A 14,841-nucleotide genomic window follows, 5' to 3' on the forward strand; every position below is an offset into this window, starting at 1 on the left:
CGTGACGCGTGAATGTTCTTGTGGCTGAACGTGAGACGACAGCGTGAACCTCTGACGCGTCGCGAAGTTAGGGGCGCCGCTTGGGCGCGGTCAACCCCTTCATGACGCTCCGTCACCATCTCCCGGGGAACGGGGCGCCATCGCGTACTGTCCTGATCTCACTCTGCGCAGACGTCACCCGGACAAGGACGGAGGACCGGGAATGCCGTGCCCCCGCCCGACGTTCCCCGAACGGAACACAAGGAGGAGCGGTCACAGTGCTAGATCCGCAGGATTTGTACGAGTGGGAGCCGAGCGGGCTCGCGGAAGTCAACGCGATAACCTCCCGGGACTCGGCCGGGCTGGTGCTGCTCTACCACTTCGACGGCTACATCGACGCCGGTGAGACCGGCGACCAGATCGTGGAGCGGCTGCTCGACGGTCTGCCGCACCAGGTCGTCGCCCGCTTCGACCACGACCGGCTCGTCGACTACCGGGCGCGCCGCCCCCTGCTCACCTTCAAGCGCGACCGCTGGACCGACTACGAGACCCCCGCGATCGAGCTGCGCCTGATGCGCGACGCGACCGCGGCCCCCTTCCTGCTGCTCTCCGGGCCCGAGCCGGATGTGGAGTGGGAGCGCTTCGCGGCGGCCGTGCGGCAGTTGATCGAGCGGCTCGGCGTGCGGTTGTCGGTGAACTTCCACGGCATCCCCATGGGCGTTCCGCACACCCGCCCCGTCGGCATCACCCCACACGGCAACCGCTCCGACCTGATGCCCGGTCACCGTGGCTACTTCGACGAGGCCCAGGTGCCGGGCAGCGCCGAGTCCCTCGTCGAGTACCGGCTCGCCGAGTCCGGCCATGACGTGCTCGGCGTCGCCGCCCACGTCCCGCACTACCTGGCCCGCTCCGCCTACCCCGACGCGGCGCTCACCGCGCTGGAGGCGATCACCGCGGCCACCGGCCTGGTGCTCCCCGGGGCGGCCCACGCGCTGCGCAACGAGGCGCTCAAGACCCAGGAGGAGATCGAGCGGCAGATCTCGGAGGGCGACGAGGACCTGGTCGCGCTGGTCCGCGGCCTGGAGCACCAGTACGACGCGGTGGCCGGGGCGGAGAGCCGCGGCAGCCTGGTCGCCGAGCCGGTCGAGCTGCCCTCCGCGGACGAGCTGGGCGCCGAGTTCGAGCGCTTCCTGGCAGAGCGCGAAGGCGACGGAAGCGCATAGGCTTGCCCCATGCTGAGGCTGGGTCTCACGGGCGGAATCGGTGCGGGCAAGAGCGAAGTGTCACGCATGCTGTCCTCATACGGAGCGGTGCTGATCGACTCCGACCGGATCGCCCGTGAGGTGGTCGAGCCCGGAACCCCCGGACTCGCGGCCGTGGCCGCCGAGTTCGGGCCCGGCGTCCTCACACCCGACGGAGCCCTGGACCGCCCGAAGCTGGGCGGCATCGTCTTCGGCGCCCCCGAGCGGCTGCGCGCCCTGAACGCGATCGTGCACCCCCTGGTCCGCGCCCGCTCCGCCGAGCTGGAGGCGGCCGCCGGGCCGGACGCCATCGTCGTCCACGACGTCCCCCTCCTCGCCGAGAACAGCCTGGCCCCTCTCTATGACCTGGTGCTGGTGGTCGACGCCGCGCCCGGGACCCAGCTCGACCGGCTGGTGAGGCTGCGCGGCATGACGGAGGACGAGGCGCGGGCCCGGATGGCGGCCCAGGCGACGCGCGAGGAGCGGCTGGCCGTGGCCGATGTCGTGATCGACAACGACGGCCCGCTGGAGGAGCTGGAGCCGCAGGTCAGAAAGGTCTGGGCGGAGCTGGCCGAGCGGGCGGCGGGCGGCGCGCGGGCCGACGGCTGAGGCACGGGGGGCCGACGGCTGGGGTGCGGGGGCGGCGGGGCTCTGGCGGGAATGCCCGGTGTGGAGTCATTGTTGTCCAGCCAGTACCAACCAACGATCACCACCCGCACCGACGCGATCACCTCGCCCGACGATCGACTTCGCGGCCGACGGTGGTCGTCGGCGCGCTCCGGGAAGGAAACGGTTGTGTCCGAGCCCACGCCCGAGACCCATGTCATCGACTACCGCGCGGCTGAGCAGCTGCTGGCCGCCCGCGACCCGCGCGGCGCGGTGAAGCTGCTCGACTCGGTCATCACCGCCCACCCGGAGAACACCGCCGCCCGGCTGCTGCGCGCCCGCGCCTTCTTCGGCGCGGCGCAGCTCCGGGCGGCCGAGCTGGAGTTCCAGCTCGTCCTGGAGCGGGAACCGGACAACGCGTTCGCCCACTTCGCCCTCGGCCGCACCTTGCAGCGCGCCAACCGCCCGGCCGAGGCGACGCGCCACTTCCGCCTGGCGGCGGCGCTCGACCCGCGCCCGGACTTCGTCAAGGCCGCGCGCTTCGGTGAAAACGGCTGACGAACCTCGGCCCCCGCCGGCCCGCCGGATACGGGCCGCGCACCGGCGCGTACGGCGGCACATCCCGGCCGGGCTGGTAGTGCGGCCCCTGCCGGATGTGCCGGACGACCAGCACCAGATCGGTCAGGGTGACGACGGCGAGCACCCCGCAGGCGGCCGCCCAGCCGGGCCGGTGGACCATCCAGAAGACCACCGTGCCCGCTACGGCCCAGGCCAGGCCCCAGATGGCCAGCGCACAGCGCATACGCAGCGGGCTGCGCGCGTGCAGCGGCTCGTCGCCCGTACGGATCAGTCGGCTCGGCATGGCGCACCATCTCCCACTACGAATCTAACGCCGCGCACCCGGCGCGATCCGTGATCCGCGGTCTGGAATCATGGCCCGAGCATCTGAGCACCCGAGCACATCAGGAGCCGCGCGATGATCCGCGAGTCATGGGACGAAACGGCCGCCAGGCGGGCTCGTATCCGCGGCTGTCTGCTCGGAGGCGCGATCGGCGACGCCCTGGGCAACCCGATCGAGTTCCTCTCCCTGCACCGGATCCACGAGGTCCACGGGGAGAAGGGGATCACCGCTCTCGTCCCGGACTCGAGCGGCGTCGTCGGCCGCATCACCGACGACACCCAGATGACCCTGTTCACCGCGGAGGGGCTGATACGGGCGGGCGCCAGGTACTCCGCCAAGGGCATCGGCGGCGCCGAGGTCGCCATCGTGCGCAACTCCTATCTGCGCTGGCTCGACACCCAGAACCACTCCACGCCGCCGCCCGCGCGGGACGACCAGGACCTGGTGCGCTCCGGCTGGCTGCGCGAGCAGAAGTGGCTGTACGCGCGCCGGGCCCCCGGCAACGCCTGCCTGTCCGGCCTCGCGTCGGAGCACATCCCCTCGTACTCCGACGCCCTCGACGGCACCCCCGGCCCGGTGAACAGCGGCTCCAAGGGCTGCGGCACGGTGATGCGCTCCGCCCCCTTCGGCCTCACCGGCTCGGGCGCCCGCGAGTCGTTCGAACTCGCCGCGCACTGCGCCCAGATCACCCATGGCCACCCCACCGGCTACTACGCGGCGGGCGCCCTGGCCGCGATGATCGCCCTCATCCTCGACGGCGACTCCCTGGAGGGCGCCGCCCTGCGCACCCTGGAGCTGCTCACCCGCTACCCGGGACACGAGGAGACCAGCACCGCACTGCGCAAGGCCGTCGCCCTGGCCGCCGAGGGCGAGCCCACCCCGGAGAAGGCCGAGTCGCTCGGCGGCGGGTGGATCGCCGAGGAGGCCCTGGCCATCGCGGTCTACAGCGCCCTGGCCCATACGGCCCCGAAGCGCAACCTCCTCAGCAAGGGCGGCGGGCTCGGCTACGACCCGAAGTGGCGGCGCACCCCCCTCCAGCGGGCCCTGCTGCTGTCCGTGAACCACTCGGGCGACAGCGACTCGACGGGCTCCATCTGCGGCAATCTGCTGGGCGCCTACTACGGCGACTTCCGCCTGCCTCCGATGTGGCTGGCGCAGATCGAGGGCCGGGGCACCATCGCCGAACTCGCCGACGACTTCGCCTATGTGTTCCACCAGTCGGTCGAGACATACGAGCCCTACGAGGACGTGGTCCTTCCGCGCTCCCGCTACCCCCTCTACTGAACAATTCGTTCGAGCGCTGTCACACCCGCCTGTTAACGTGCGGGTGTGGCGAAACTAAATCAGATCATCGCCGTGGAGAAGGGCGTCAAGTCCAAGTCGCAGCAGGACCTGACGGCCGCCCACCACGGTCTTCAGAAGCCGGCCCTGCTGGCCGGTATATCCCGCACGTACCAGCCCAAGGACGAGGAGGGCGAGCAGCTTCCGCCCGAGTCCACCCGGGTGCAGGTCAAGGGGGAGGACGTGCTGCGCGACACCGCGGCCATCCTGACCCGCCTCTTCGACGTCACCGCCACCAAGGACTGGTCGAACTGCTCGGCGAAGGCGGATGTGACGGTCGAGGGCCGCACGCTGCTGCGCGACGTCCCGGTCTCCTACCTCCTCTTCCTCGAGAAGCAGCTGACCGACCTCAACGCCCTCGTCCGCAAGCTCCCGGTCCTCGACGCCGCGGAGTTCTGGTCCCTGGACCCGTCCACGGACTCCTGGAAGACCGAGCCGGTCCGCACCCTCCGCACCAAGAAGGTCCCGCGCAACCACGTCAAGGCGGAGGCCACGGACAAGCACCCGGCCCAGGTCGAGGTCTACTACGAGGACATCCCGGTCGGCTACTGGACCACCGTCAAGTTCTCCGGCGCCCTCCCGGCCCGCCGTGTCAACGAGCTTCTCGACCGTGTCGAAAAGCTCCAGCAGGCGGTCAAGTTCGCCCGCGAGGAGGCGAACGGCGCGGAGGCCACCGACCAGCGCGTCGGCGACGTGGTCTTCGGCTACCTGTTCGGGTAGCGTGATGAACTCCCCGTCCGCCCGAGCGCGGGCGGGGTGCGCGAGGAGCGCAAGCTGAAGCTGAAGCTTGTCGTGACGGCGCGGTCGTCAGTGGAGGTTCAAATCCTCCTCCCGGCGCTCACCAGGCCGGGATAGCCCAATCAGGCAGAGGCAGACCGCGATCAATCTCAGACTCTCGCTCCAGACTCAGCATTCGCCGCCGATCGCCGGATCGACCGGGCCCGGGCCCGAGTCGTCGGATGCCGGTTCAACTCCGGCCCGTGCAGCTTCGATGCGCGGTAGTTCAAAGGCAGAACACGACGGCATCAGACTGACCCGTGTCCACAACCGACCGGCGTGCGTATTTGGGCGGCATCACAGGGCTCGGGGGCAGGCTACGCCCCCGGGCCCGCTCCGCATGCGCGGGCGCCATGCCGCCGATCGCCAGGGCGGTGGCCGAGGACTCCGGTGCCCCGGCCATCCTCGGCCCCACCCCTACTCGTACTCGGTGCCGCCCTTGCGCGTCAGATACGCACCGCTGACCACCTTGGCGATGGCCCGCCCGCCGAGCACCGGGCTGTACCGGTCGCTCGCCGCCCGGACCACCACCCCCTCCCTGATATGCAGCCCGCTCCCGGAAACGGTCTCGCGCCCCTCGGCCAGCTCCAGCACCCGCCCGGCGTCGTACGGCCCGGCGTACAGGATCGGAACCACCGGGAGCCCGCCGCCCAGCACCTTCGCCATCTCCTCCGGATCCAGCCAGCGCGTCCGCCCGCCGACGTCCACCGCGATGTCGAACACGGCATAGCCGGGCACACCGCGCCGGCTGTCGGTCCCATACCCGAGGTCCTGCACCCCGTCCCCGTACACCTCGCCGAAGATCCCGACCCGTGCCGCACCCAGCTCGGCGGCCACCCGCGCCGCCACGGCGGGCGCGCCGTGCCCGCGCACGGCCCGCCAGTACAGGTTCTTCTCGTCCTCCACCAGCGCCAGCCGCTGCGCCCCCAGCCCCTTCGAGGTCACCTGCACCTCCCCGCTGTCCGCGAGGTAGGTCAGACAGCACGCCGTCCCATGCAGCTTCTCGGTGACCGCGACGGCCTCCCCGTCCTCGAACACGTCCGGGTAGCGCTTGAGGTTCTCGATGTCGATCCACGCCACCAGATCCGGCGCGGACGCCACGTCTCCGCTCATCGCGATCGGCACCGGAGGCACCCACTTGACGATCCCGAGCCGTTCCGCGAAGTCCACCCCCTCCCGCGCCGCCCGCTCCAGGTCGACCCCCGCCAGCGCCCGCGGCCGGCACACCAGCCCCTGTGACAGCTCCCCGCGCAGCCGGATCGCCTTCACCCGGTTGTGCTGGGCCCCTGCCAGCCTCCCCGTCAGCCCCAGCTCGCTGATCAGCTCCTCGGGCAGTACCGCCTGCTCCGGCACATACACGGCGAACTCCCCGGACCGGAAAGCCCCCTTGGCCACCACGGCCCGGTACAGCCCCACCTGCGCCAGCTCCAGCGCGTCGGCGTTGGGGTGTTCATGAATCGTCAGCCGCTCAGCGGTGACACGCAGTGTCGACATACGTGGATCCCCCGTTGCTCGTTCAGTGGTGTGCCACCACTGTGGGGCGCGGACGAGCGCACCGGCCACCGAATTTGCGGCGGCGGAAGCCCAGAACGCCCCCGTTGGCATCGCCAACGGGGGCGTTCTGGGCTTGCGGTCAGTCGCTGAGCAGGTGGTCGAACTCGCCGGCCTTTACGCCTTGGACGAAAGCGGCGAACTCGCTGGGGGTGTAGCGCAGCTCCGGACGGTCCGGGCGCTTGGAGTCGCCTATGGCGACACCGCCTGATATCCCCATCAGCTGGACACAGTTCTCACCGGAACCGTTGCTGAAAGAAGCCTTTTGCCACTCACCGTTGAGTGGAGTGGTGTAGAGAGCGTCCTTTTCCTGGTTCATCGGAGTTCTTTCTCGATTTCTTCGATCCGTCGGATGGATTCTTCCTGGTTCAGCCCCTCTCACGTCATCGCGACGACGACCTTGCCGGCCTTCGCGTGGCCCTTCTCGACGTACTCCATGGCCTCCCGGGTCTCCGCGAACGGAAAGACGCGGTCGACGACGGGACGGATCTTCCCGGCCTCGATGAGCGGCGTGAGTTCGCGCAGTTGGTCGCCGCTGGCCTTCATGAACAGGAACGAGTACGTCACGTTGCGGCGCTTGGCGCGGCGCCGGATCTTGAAGCTCAGCGCACTCATCGCCAGTCGGAGGATCGCGTTCGCGCCCAGCTCGCGGGCGAAGGCCGGGTCGGGAGGGCCTGCGATGCCGATGACCTTCCCGCCGGGCTTGAGTACCTGCAGGGACTTCTCGAGCGTCTCGCCACCGAGGGTGTCGAGGACGACGTCGTAGCCGTGCAGGACCGTCTCGAAAGCCTGGTGCTTGTAGTCGACCACGACGTCTGCGCCGAGCTCCTTCACCAGGTCGATCTTGGCCGTGCTCGCGGTGGTGGCCACGTGCGCGCCCAACTGCTTCGCCAACTGGATGGCGATGGTGCCGACGCCGCCTGAGCCCGCGTGGATCAGGACCTTCTGACCTGGCTGCACCTGTGCCCGATCGACCAGCGCCTGCCACGAGGTCAGGGCGACCAGGGGAAGGGACGCTGCCTCCTCCATGGTGAGCGTGGCGGGTTTGATCGCCACATCGTCCTGGTGGACGGCGATGAGTTCGGCGAACGTGCCGATGCGGTCCTTGTCGGGCCGTGCGTAGACCTCATCGCCCACCTCGAACCGCGTCACGGACGATCCCGCCTGGACCACCACCCCGGCGAGGTCGTTGCCCAGGATGAGCGGGAGACGGTACGGCAGGAACGCCTTGAAGTCCCCGTCGCGGAGCTTGAGGTCGAGCGGGTTGACGCTCGCCGCGTGGATCCGGACCAGGACGTCGTCGTCGCCCACCTGCGGGTCGGGCAGCTCACCGGCGCGCACCCCGGCCTTGTCGCCGTACCGCTCGACCATGAAAGTCTTCATCATCGTCTCCGTTTCTCGTCCGCGAGGGGGACGGGATCTCTCTGTTCATCCCGGGCTTCACCCAGTACGAGGTAGTCGCAGTGCCTTCGGGCGTCAGGCCACCGGCGCGGCCGGGGCGATGATGCGGTGGGAGTCGCCTCCCTGGATGCCGGCCAGGGATCCGGCGATCGCCTCGTGAGGAGCTCCGAGCGGCACCGCGCTGACCTCCGACAGGCGGGCGAACTGCTCGGGGGACAGCTGGACGTCAAGAGCGCCCAGGTAGCTGTCGAGCTGGGTGAGGTTGCGCGGCCCGATGATCGGGACGAGCGAGGTCGCGGACTGAACGGCACGCTCCCGCACCCAGGCCACCGACACCTGGGCAGGCGTCACGCCGATCTCCTCGGCGATGGCCAGGACGGTGTCGACGACGGCGATCTTCTGGCCCGTGTTCTCCGTGTGGATGACCGCCCCCAGGTCGCTGAGGCGCCCCTCGGTGCTGCGCCGGTACTTTCCGGTGAGCAGTCCGCCGCCGAGCGGGGACCACAGAGCGGCGCCGAGTCCGAGGCTCTCGGCCATCGGCAGCAACTCGCGGTCGGCGGTCCGCTCGACGAGGCTGAACTCGTTCTGGATGCCCACGATGGGCGCCCAGTTCTTGAGGTCCGCGAGCGTCACGGCGCGCGAGACCCGCCACGCGGGGAAGTTGGACAGAGCGGCGTGGTGGATCTTGCCGGACCTCACCAGGTCGTCGAGCCCGCGCAGGATCTCTTCCATGGGGGTGAGCCCGTCGGGAAAGTGCACCCAGAGCAGATCGATGTGGTCGGTGCCCAGGCGCTTCAGGCTGGCCTCCACCGAGGCGACCATGTTCTTGCGGCTGTTGCCCGTCGTGGAGACGCCCGGCTGCGGCGCGGCCCCGAGGGTGAACTTGGTGGCCAGGACGAAGTGGTCCCGGTCGGCGGAGACGAACTTCCCCGTCAGCTCTTCCGACTCGCCGAACTGGTAGGTGTCCGCGGTGTCGAGGAAGGTGCCACCGGCTTCGGCGAATCGGTCGAAGATGAGGCGCGCCTCGTCCGGCTCAGCGCCGGCACCCCAGCCGGTTCCGAAGTTCGCCGTGCCGAGCGCGTACTCGGACACGCGCAGTCCCGTCCGGTGCCCAAAGGTCGTGTAACGCATCAGGTATGTCCTTACTCAAGGATTGGCAGGGGGAGGCGAGGGTGCGGCGGGCGCGCCTCACGCCGCGTTCGGCGAAGCGGCCAGGCTCTGCTTGACGTACCGGGTGGTCTCGTCGGCGAGGATCTCGGGCAGGCCCGTCTCGACGCCGTGCAGGGCCTGTGCGGCCACATCGGCGGGGTCGGCCTTCTGATCGGCGGGAACGCCCGCGGCCATGTCGGTGTCCATGTATCCGACGTGCAGCGCCGAGACGGTGATGCCGCGCGGCGCCAGTTCCTCCCGGGCCGCGTCGGTCAGCGCCCATGCCGCGGCCTTGGCCGCGGCGTAGGACCCGAGGCCGGCCGGGTGCAGCCAGGACAGGACGGAGAGGACGTTGAGCACGGCGCCGCCGCCGTTGCCCTCGATGACAGGAGTGAAAGCCCGGGTCACGGCGAGCGGACCGAAGAAGTTCGTCTCCATCTCCAGGCGCACCGTGTCCAGGCCACCCGCGATCAGCGGCGTGGCGGTGGAGATGCCCGCGTTGTTCACCAGCAGCGTCGCGTCGGATGCGGCACGGGCCGCGGCCCTGATCGACTCCTCGTCGGTCACGTCCAGCCGCAGCGGGATGACGCCCGGCAGGTCCACCGTCTCGGGGCGGCGAGCCGCCGCGTACACCTTCGCCCCGCGCTCCACGAGTTGGGCGGCCAGATGCCGCCCGAGCCCCCGGTTGGCGCCGGTGACCACCGAGACCGCGTCCTTCAGTTCCATGTCTGCTCCCAGCGTTGCGGGCGACTAGAGGCCCGCACGATTTAGATTACGATAACAATCTAAAGCCGAGCCTAGAATAGATGGCGATCGAAATCCAACCGGGAGGTGGCTGATGGGCCGCGTATCGCAGGCGCAAGCGGAGGAGAACCGCAGGCGGGTCGTTGAAACCGCCTCGCGGATGTTCCGGGAGCAGGGCACCCACGTCAGCGTCGCCGACCTCATGAAGGCGGCCGGCCTGACCCACGGCGGCTTCTACAAGCAGTTCGCCTCCAAAGAGGCGCTTATCGACGAAGCCACCGCCCACGCGTTCGACGGACTCACCCGGCTCCGCAATGACGGACTCGAGCAGCACGCCGGGCAGCGCGACGCCGCCCAGCAGACGCTGATCGACACCTACCTCTCCGTCGAGCACCGCGACAGCGCGGCAGACGGTTGCCCCGTCGCCGCACTCGCCACCGACATCGCGCGCGAACCCGGAGATCGTGAGGCCCGCCGCATCTACACCGAGGGAGTGGGCGACTTCGCCGAGTGGCTCGCCACCGAGGACCAGGACGGCATCACCCGGCTGTGCACCATGCTCGGCGCACTCGTCCTGGCCCGAGCCACCCAAGGCTCCCCCCTCTCCGAGGAGATCCTCACCGCCGCGCGCGCAGCATTGACGGCAACCAGCTGATCGGGGACACGCGCGCCCTCCCCGGCACAGCGCAGTGCGCTGGAGGAAGGGGCCCGGCCCGGGGCCGCCGCTACGTCGCTACTGCCGCGGGGCCCGGCCCCGGATCAGTCCGAGGTGAGCTGGAAGGGGATGTTGCGCCAGGGGCTGGCGGGGTCCTGGGTGAGGATGCGGTGCGGGGAGAGCGCGGAGCTGTACATATGGCCGAAGGACTCCTCGTCGAAGCGCAGCGCCCGCCCCAGGATGTAGCCGGCCGAGAAGTCCGCCCAGGAGGTGTACTGCTCCCGGCACAGCTCGCCCACCAGGGTCACCATCTCTTCGACCTCGGACTTCTCCGCGAAGCGGGCGCCCAGGCCCCAGCGGGCGACGTTGACCGCGCGGCCGTAGTCGTAGCCGAGCGCCGAGGTCACACAGCCGTCGGGCGGAAGGATGCTGTCCGCGCGGAAGCGGCCCTCGTAGCGGACGATCTGCTCGAGGATGTCCAGGACGTGCGCGATCTCGGCGTCGTCCGCGCCGCGCTCGCGGAGCGAGTCGACGGCCGCCCGCCGCCATAGCTCCGGGTCGGTGTGCGCGGCGCAGCGGTCGCGGGATATCGCCTGGCGGAGGCGGAGGAGGAACTCCGGCTGGGGCGGGCTGTTCCGGCCTTCGAGCAGATACGTCATCTGCTCCTGCCAGCCGTGCCGGTCGGTGATGTCCCAGGAGTCGGCGAGGGCCGCGACGTCGGTGCGGTAGTCCGTGCAGACGTCGCCGATGTCGTTCCACAGATCCTGCCGGTGCACGGCCAGGTGGGCGCCGCAGGCGAGGCCGTGGGCGAGGGGGCCGTGCAGGTGGCCGGTGTACTTGGTCAGCAGCGCGTCGTCGTCGTGGCCGCGGCGCGGTACGTCCTTCCTCAGGGCCTTCCAGCGGCGGCGCTCGCGGCGGGCCTCGGGGAAGAACGCCTCGGAGGGGGTGCCGGGGTTGACCAACAGACCGCGCAGTTCCTCGCCCCACCACTCCTCGGGCGGCAGCGGGAGCGAGACCGGGCAGGCCACGACGTCGGGGCGGCGCGGCAGCAGCTCGCCGCGGGTGTAGACCGCGAAGTACTCGCCGCCGTCCGGGCCCCGGTACGGCAGCCATGGGGTGGCGAACTTCTTGCGGTCGACCTTCTCCTGAGGCGCGTACGCCAGGGTGTCGGCGCCCAGCAGCACCCGCAGATAACCGTCCCAGTCCCCGCGGGACTTGGCGGCGACCAGAGCCTGCTCGACGTCGGTCGGCGGCACCCAGGCGGGCCCCGGACCGGGCGTACCCATGATCGGCGTCCCCATGGCCACGACCCTATCCGCAGCTCCGGGACGGCTTTCAGGGGGTTCGGGGCGCGGTCAGGCCGGGCCGCCGCCCTCCGCGCGGCGCTCGCGGAGCCGGCGCTGGAGCTTGTGCAGGAGGGGGTAGCGCTCGCGCTGTTCGCGGGCGCTGCGGTCGAGCTCCTCCATCAGGCGGATGGAGCGCTGCTCCATGTCCAGCTCGTCGAGGATCCGGTCGATCTCGGCGAGCAGGGCGCCATGGAGCTGCCACTGGCGCGGATGCTGCTGGACGCGCTGGAGGAGGGTGTGGGCGGCCTCGTCGCGGCTCGCGTGGGCCTTGGTGAGTTCGCTGGCCAGCCGGGACTCGGCCTCCTCGGCGTTGGCGCTGACCTGGGTGGTGACCAGGACGGCGAAGCTTTCGACGGCCGAGGCGAGGTGGACGAAGAGGTCCTCCAGGGCGGTCGCCACATCGGGCGGGAACAGGGGCTCGTCGGTCCGTTTCTTGGCGAGGTCGGTGAGGGTGCGCGCCATGACCCGTAGGACGACCATGCAGATCTCCAGGGTGTCCAGGCCGGTGCGCAGCACGACGCGGTAGAGCAGGCCCTCCTTGACGCGGGGGTTGAGCCGCAGGCTGTCCTCCGCCTGCCGGAGGGCGCCGTCCACCTGGGCGATGTCCTGGTCGAGGCGGCGGGCCTCGTGGAGCCGGGCGGCGGCGCGTTCGACGGGGGTGTGGCCGCCGAGCTCCTCGCCGATGTGGAGCAGCAGCCGGCGCATGCGGCGGGCGAGGTCCTCGATGGACTCGCCGGCGGTCTCGACCCACACCGGCGGGGCGAACAGAAGGTTGAAGGCCAGTCCCACCCCGGCGCCGATCAGCGTCTCCAGCACGCGGTCCCAGGCCGTGGCGCCGACCCGGGTTACGCCGAGGACCAGCATGGCGCTGATCGCCACCTCGACGACGAACTCGCTGACCCGTACGAAATTGCCGACGGTCAGCGCGACCAGGATGATCAGCCCCAGGCTCCACCAGGTCAGCCCCACCAGCGCACTGAACCCGATCGCGATGATGACGCCGACGACCACCGCGTTCACCCTGCGGATGCCGGTGGTGATGGTGGCGTACAGGGTGACCTGCACCACCAGCAGGGCGGTGAGCGGCGCGGTGAGCGGGGCCGGTTCGCTGCTCAGCTGGAGCGCGACGGCGTACGCGATGGTCGCGGCGGCCGTGGCACGCAGCGTCTGGACGACGACGGGGTCTTTGCGCCGCTTGACGAGGCCCGCCACCGGGTCGAGAATATCTGGCACCTTCTGCCCCTTCCCACATCAGAAGTCACAAAGGCATCACTACGGCCCCTTGCCACCTGAGCGGACCCTCACACGCCACCCGGAACCACGGACGGGCTAACGTGTGGGCCGTGATCACGCCATTCAACGAGCACGACGGCGCCGAGCCCCCGCTTCCCGGCAGCACCGGCCCCACCGCCACCGCGGAGGCGCATCCGCGCCAGGTCGGCCGGGTGCGGACGGAGTACGCGCCGGACCCGGACGGCGACCCGGACCCCGGGGAGATCGTCTGGACCTGGGTGCCGTACGAGGAGCTGGACGGCCGCGGCAAGGACCGGCCGGTGCTCGTCGTCGCCCGCGAGCGCGCCGGGACCCTGCTGGCCGTACAGCTGTCGAGCAAGCGGCACGACGGCGACCGCGAGTGGGTGGCCATCGGGTCCGGGCCGTGGGACCGGGCGGGGCGCGACTCGTGGGTGGACCTGGACCGGGTGCTGCGGGTGCACCCGGAGGGCATGCGCCGGGAGGCCTGCGCCCTGGACCGGCCGCGCTTCGACCTGGTCGTGGCCCGGCTGAGGCAGCGGTACGGCTGGAGTTGAGAAAGTCTGAATGAGCGGGGCGGGCCGGGTCAGGCGTCGGCCAGCGCCAGCAGCTTGGTGACCGTGTTCCAGTTGCGGGCCGTCATCGTGACGCCGAGCGGCGCCCGCGTGACCTTGTCCGCCAGCTTGGAGCGGCCGGAGCCGTTCGGGGTGCGCAGATAGATCTCCCGGCCGGACAGCCGGAACTCGTCCGGCGTGTACGAGGCCAGGTCCAGGGCCTCCAGCGGGGCCGGGTCGGCCGGGGCGGCCGACAGGAACACCACATGCAGCGTCTTCGGCTCGGCCGTGGCCTCGGGATAGGGGTTGGCCTCGATGGCGGCGGCGAGCTCGTCGCGGGTACGGACCATCACCGGCACGGTCAGGCCGAGGTCGGCGGTGATGCGGTCGGCGATCGTACGGGCCGTCCGCTCGGGCGGGGTGCCGGGGTCGGCGAAGACGATGTTGCCGGTCTGCAGATGGACGGTGACGCCGTCGAACCCCAGGTCCAGCATCAGCTCGCGCTGCCGGGCCACCGGGAACTTGTTGTGGCCGCTGACATTGATGCCGCGCAACAGCGCGATCTGCGACGACATGGCGGGGACTCCTCCGGACGGGATGAGGGGATCGTACGCCCGCGTTCAGTTGCGCGACTCCTCCCTGCATGATGGGGGCTGTGCGGCTCGAAGCGATCTCCTGGGAACGGCTGACCGGCGCGCTCGCCGACCGCGTCGCGGATCTGACGGCGGCGGACGGCGGCCCCTGGCTGCGGGTGGCGGTCGACGGGGCCCCGGCGGCGCGCCCCGGGGAACTGGCGCACGGCCTGGCGGAGGCGCTGCGGGTGCGCGGGCGCCCGGCGCTGGTGGTCGCGGCGGGCGGCTTTCTGCGCGCGGCGTCGCTGCGCTACGAGTACGGGCGGCGGGACGCCGACGCGTACTACGACATGTGGCTGGACACCGGAGCGCTGTGGCGCGAGGTCTTCGGCCCGCTGGAGCCCGCGCCGGGCGGCACGGGGCGGGTGCTCCCCGATCTGTGGGACCCGGTGACCGACCGGGCGACCCGCTCCCCGTATGTCGAACTGCCGCTGGGCGGGGTGCTGCTGCTCCACGGCGCGCTGCTGCTGGGGCGCTGGTTCCCGTTCGACCTGTCCGTGCATCTGCGGCTGTCCCCGGCCGCCCTCGCCCGCCGTACGGACGAGGACGAGCAGTGGACGCTGCCCGCCTTCGCGCGCTACGAGGAGGAGGTGCGGCCCGCGGAGGCCGCGGATGTGGTGGTCCGCGCGGACGACCCGCGCCATCCGGCCTGGGGCGGACCGGGCGCCTGAGCCCCGCACGCGCCGCGTCACGACGCAGCCGTGCGCCCCGCT

At 71.0% G+C, this 14,841-nt stretch carries 17 protein-coding genes and 1 tRNA gene; 9 read left to right on the forward strand and 9 right to left on the reverse strand.

The features are described 5' to 3' along the window. The first annotated feature begins 257 nt into the window (after window positions 1-257). The 3 genes from ACH4S9_RS06975 (at window position 258) to ACH4S9_RS06985 (ending at window position 2,384) form a co-directional block, all read left to right on the forward strand. Window positions 258-1,202, forward strand: a complete 945-nt coding sequence (locus ACH4S9_RS06975; RefSeq protein ID WP_358846002.1) for a PAC2 family protein — start codon at window positions 258-260, stop codon at window positions 1,200-1,202. Window positions 1,203-1,211: 9 nt separating this feature from the next. Next, on the forward strand, window positions 1,212-1,829 hold the full coding sequence (gene coaE, locus ACH4S9_RS06980; RefSeq protein ID WP_311724858.1) for a dephospho-CoA kinase: 618 nt from the start codon (window positions 1,212-1,214) through the stop codon (window positions 1,827-1,829). A 186-nt stretch (window positions 1,830-2,015) separates the two neighbouring features. Then, window positions 2,016-2,384, forward strand: coding sequence for a tetratricopeptide repeat protein (locus tag ACH4S9_RS06985; RefSeq protein ID WP_385339414.1), 369 nt, complete (start codon window positions 2,016-2,018; stop codon window positions 2,382-2,384). On the opposite strand, the gene ACH4S9_RS06990 is transcribed toward ACH4S9_RS06985, so the two are convergent. Then, entirely contained in the window at window positions 2,353-2,688 is a 336-nt protein-coding gene (locus ACH4S9_RS06990; protein WP_385339417.1) for a DUF6343 family protein, read from the reverse strand. The genes ACH4S9_RS06985 and ACH4S9_RS06990 overlap by 32 nt on opposite strands. A gap of 114 nt (window positions 2,689-2,802) precedes the next feature. Here ACH4S9_RS06990 and ACH4S9_RS06995 point away from each other — a divergent pair, with 114 nt between their 5' ends. The 3 genes from ACH4S9_RS06995 to ACH4S9_RS07005 all read left to right on the forward strand — a co-directional run bounded on the left by ACH4S9_RS06995 (window position 2,803) and on the right by ACH4S9_RS07005 (window position 4,905). Next, window positions 2,803-4,011 carry an ADP-ribosylglycohydrolase family protein gene (locus ACH4S9_RS06995; protein ID WP_398370250.1) on the forward strand — a complete coding sequence of 403 codons (1,209 nt, stop codon included), beginning with the start codon at window positions 2,803-2,805 and terminating at the stop codon, window positions 4,009-4,011. 45 nt (window positions 4,012-4,056) lie between these two features. Next, window positions 4,057-4,788 (forward strand): hypothetical protein, encoded by a 732-nt coding sequence (locus ACH4S9_RS07000; protein WP_311724862.1) that lies wholly within the window; start codon window positions 4,057-4,059, stop codon window positions 4,786-4,788. Window positions 4,789-4,818: 30 nt separating this feature from the next. Then, window positions 4,819-4,905: transfer RNA gene (locus ACH4S9_RS07005), tRNA-OTHER, on the forward strand. A gap of 357 nt (window positions 4,906-5,262) precedes the next feature. Here ACH4S9_RS07005 and ACH4S9_RS07010 read toward each other — a convergent pair. The 5 genes from ACH4S9_RS07010 to ACH4S9_RS07030 all read right to left on the reverse strand — a co-directional run bounded on the left by ACH4S9_RS07010 (window position 5,263) and on the right by ACH4S9_RS07030 (window position 9,672). Then, on the reverse strand, window positions 5,263-6,339 hold the full coding sequence (locus tag ACH4S9_RS07010) for an RNA ligase (ATP) (protein WP_385339424.1): 1,077 nt from the start codon (window positions 6,337-6,339) through the stop codon (window positions 5,263-5,265). Window positions 6,340-6,478: 139 nt separating this feature from the next. Next, window positions 6,479-6,715 carry a DUF397 domain-containing protein gene (locus ACH4S9_RS07015; protein WP_311724864.1) on the reverse strand — a complete coding sequence of 79 codons (237 nt, stop codon included), beginning with the start codon at window positions 6,713-6,715 and terminating at the stop codon, window positions 6,479-6,481. A 59-nt stretch (window positions 6,716-6,774) separates the two neighbouring features. Continuing rightward, the gene (locus ACH4S9_RS07020; RefSeq protein ID WP_361183605.1) at window positions 6,775-7,779 is read right to left on the reverse strand and encodes an NADP-dependent oxidoreductase; all 1,005 of its coding nucleotides are present in this window, start codon (window positions 7,777-7,779) and stop codon (window positions 6,775-6,777) included. A gap of 93 nt (window positions 7,780-7,872) precedes the next feature. Continuing rightward, window positions 7,873-8,928, reverse strand: coding sequence for an aldo/keto reductase (locus tag ACH4S9_RS07025; protein ID WP_385339433.1), 1,056 nt, complete (start codon window positions 8,926-8,928; stop codon window positions 7,873-7,875). 57 nt (window positions 8,929-8,985) lie between these two features. Beyond that, a complete protein-coding gene (locus ACH4S9_RS07030) occupies window positions 8,986-9,672 on the reverse strand; it encodes an SDR family oxidoreductase (RefSeq protein ID WP_311724870.1) in 687 nt (228 codons plus the stop codon). A 112-nt stretch (window positions 9,673-9,784) separates the two neighbouring features. Here ACH4S9_RS07030 and ACH4S9_RS07035 point away from each other — a divergent pair, with 112 nt between their 5' ends. Further along, window positions 9,785-10,345 carry a TetR/AcrR family transcriptional regulator gene (locus tag ACH4S9_RS07035; RefSeq protein ID WP_311724871.1) on the forward strand — a complete coding sequence of 187 codons (561 nt, stop codon included), beginning with the start codon at window positions 9,785-9,787 and terminating at the stop codon, window positions 10,343-10,345. A gap of 104 nt (window positions 10,346-10,449) precedes the next feature. Here the strand turns inward: ACH4S9_RS07035 and ACH4S9_RS07040 are convergent, their stop codons facing one another. Both ACH4S9_RS07040 and ACH4S9_RS07045 read right to left on the reverse strand, forming a co-directional pair. Beyond that, the gene (locus tag ACH4S9_RS07040; RefSeq protein ID WP_385339437.1) at window positions 10,450-11,646 is read right to left on the reverse strand and encodes a DUF1266 domain-containing protein; all 1,197 of its coding nucleotides are present in this window, start codon (window positions 11,644-11,646) and stop codon (window positions 10,450-10,452) included. 54 nt (window positions 11,647-11,700) lie between these two features. Then, window positions 11,701-12,924, reverse strand: a complete 1,224-nt coding sequence (locus tag ACH4S9_RS07045; RefSeq protein ID WP_361183610.1) for an aromatic acid exporter family protein — start codon at window positions 12,922-12,924, stop codon at window positions 11,701-11,703. A gap of 101 nt (window positions 12,925-13,025) precedes the next feature. Here ACH4S9_RS07045 and ACH4S9_RS07050 point away from each other — a divergent pair, with 101 nt between their 5' ends. After that, the gene (locus ACH4S9_RS07050) at window positions 13,026-13,499 is read left to right on the forward strand and encodes a type II toxin-antitoxin system PemK/MazF family toxin (RefSeq protein ID WP_352131081.1); all 474 of its coding nucleotides are present in this window, start codon (window positions 13,026-13,028) and stop codon (window positions 13,497-13,499) included. Between the two features lie 29 nt (window positions 13,500-13,528). On the opposite strand, the gene ACH4S9_RS07055 is transcribed toward ACH4S9_RS07050, so the two are convergent. Beyond that, window positions 13,529-14,071 (reverse strand): DUF1697 domain-containing protein, encoded by a 543-nt coding sequence (locus ACH4S9_RS07055; protein ID WP_398370262.1) that lies wholly within the window; start codon window positions 14,069-14,071, stop codon window positions 13,529-13,531. 71 nt (window positions 14,072-14,142) lie between these two features. Between ACH4S9_RS07055 and ACH4S9_RS07060 the strand changes: the two genes are divergently transcribed. Next, a complete protein-coding gene (locus tag ACH4S9_RS07060; protein ID WP_398370544.1) occupies window positions 14,143-14,799 on the forward strand; it encodes a uridine kinase in 657 nt (218 codons plus the stop codon). Window positions 14,800-14,841: the final 42 nt, after the last annotated feature.

The organism is Streptomyces sp. NPDC021225 (assembly GCF_044332865.1).
Classification (GTDB): domain Bacteria; phylum Actinomycetota; class Actinomycetes; order Streptomycetales; family Streptomycetaceae; genus Streptomyces.

Coding starts and splice junctions, on each gene's coding strand:
- ACH4S9_RS07040 (WP_385339437.1), bottom strand. CDS start 11,646: ATGGGGACGCCGATCATGGGTACGCCCGGTCCGGGGCCCGCCTGGGTG.
- ACH4S9_RS07020 (WP_361183605.1), bottom strand. CDS start 7,779: ATGAAGACTTTCATGGTCGAGCGGTACGGCGACAAGGCCGGGGTGCGC.
- ACH4S9_RS07035 (WP_311724871.1), top strand. CDS start 9,785: ATGGGCCGCGTATCGCAGGCGCAAGCGGAGGAGAACCGCAGGCGGGTC.
- ACH4S9_RS07010 (WP_385339424.1), bottom strand. CDS start 6,339: ATGTCGACACTGCGTGTCACCGCTGAGCGGCTGACGATTCATGAACAC.
- ACH4S9_RS07055 (WP_398370262.1), bottom strand. CDS start 14,071: ATGTCGTCGCAGATCGCGCTGTTGCGCGGCATCAATGTCAGCGGCCAC.
- ACH4S9_RS07025 (WP_385339433.1), bottom strand. CDS start 8,928: ATGCGTTACACGACCTTTGGGCACCGGACGGGACTGCGCGTGTCCGAG.
- ACH4S9_RS06990 (WP_385339417.1), bottom strand. CDS start 2,688: ATGCCGAGCCGACTGATCCGTACGGGCGACGAGCCGCTGCACGCGCGC.
- ACH4S9_RS07015 (WP_311724864.1), bottom strand. CDS start 6,715: ATGAACCAGGAAAAGGACGCTCTCTACACCACTCCACTCAACGGTGAG.
- coaE (WP_311724858.1), top strand. CDS start 1,212: ATGCTGAGGCTGGGTCTCACGGGCGGAATCGGTGCGGGCAAGAGCGAA.
- ACH4S9_RS07060 (WP_398370544.1), top strand. CDS start 14,143: ATGGGGGCTGTGCGGCTCGAAGCGATCTCCTGGGAACGGCTGACCGGC.
- ACH4S9_RS06995 (WP_398370250.1), top strand. CDS start 2,803: ATGATCCGCGAGTCATGGGACGAAACGGCCGCCAGGCGGGCTCGTATC.
- ACH4S9_RS07030 (WP_311724870.1), bottom strand. CDS start 9,672: ATGGAACTGAAGGACGCGGTCTCGGTGGTCACCGGCGCCAACCGGGGG.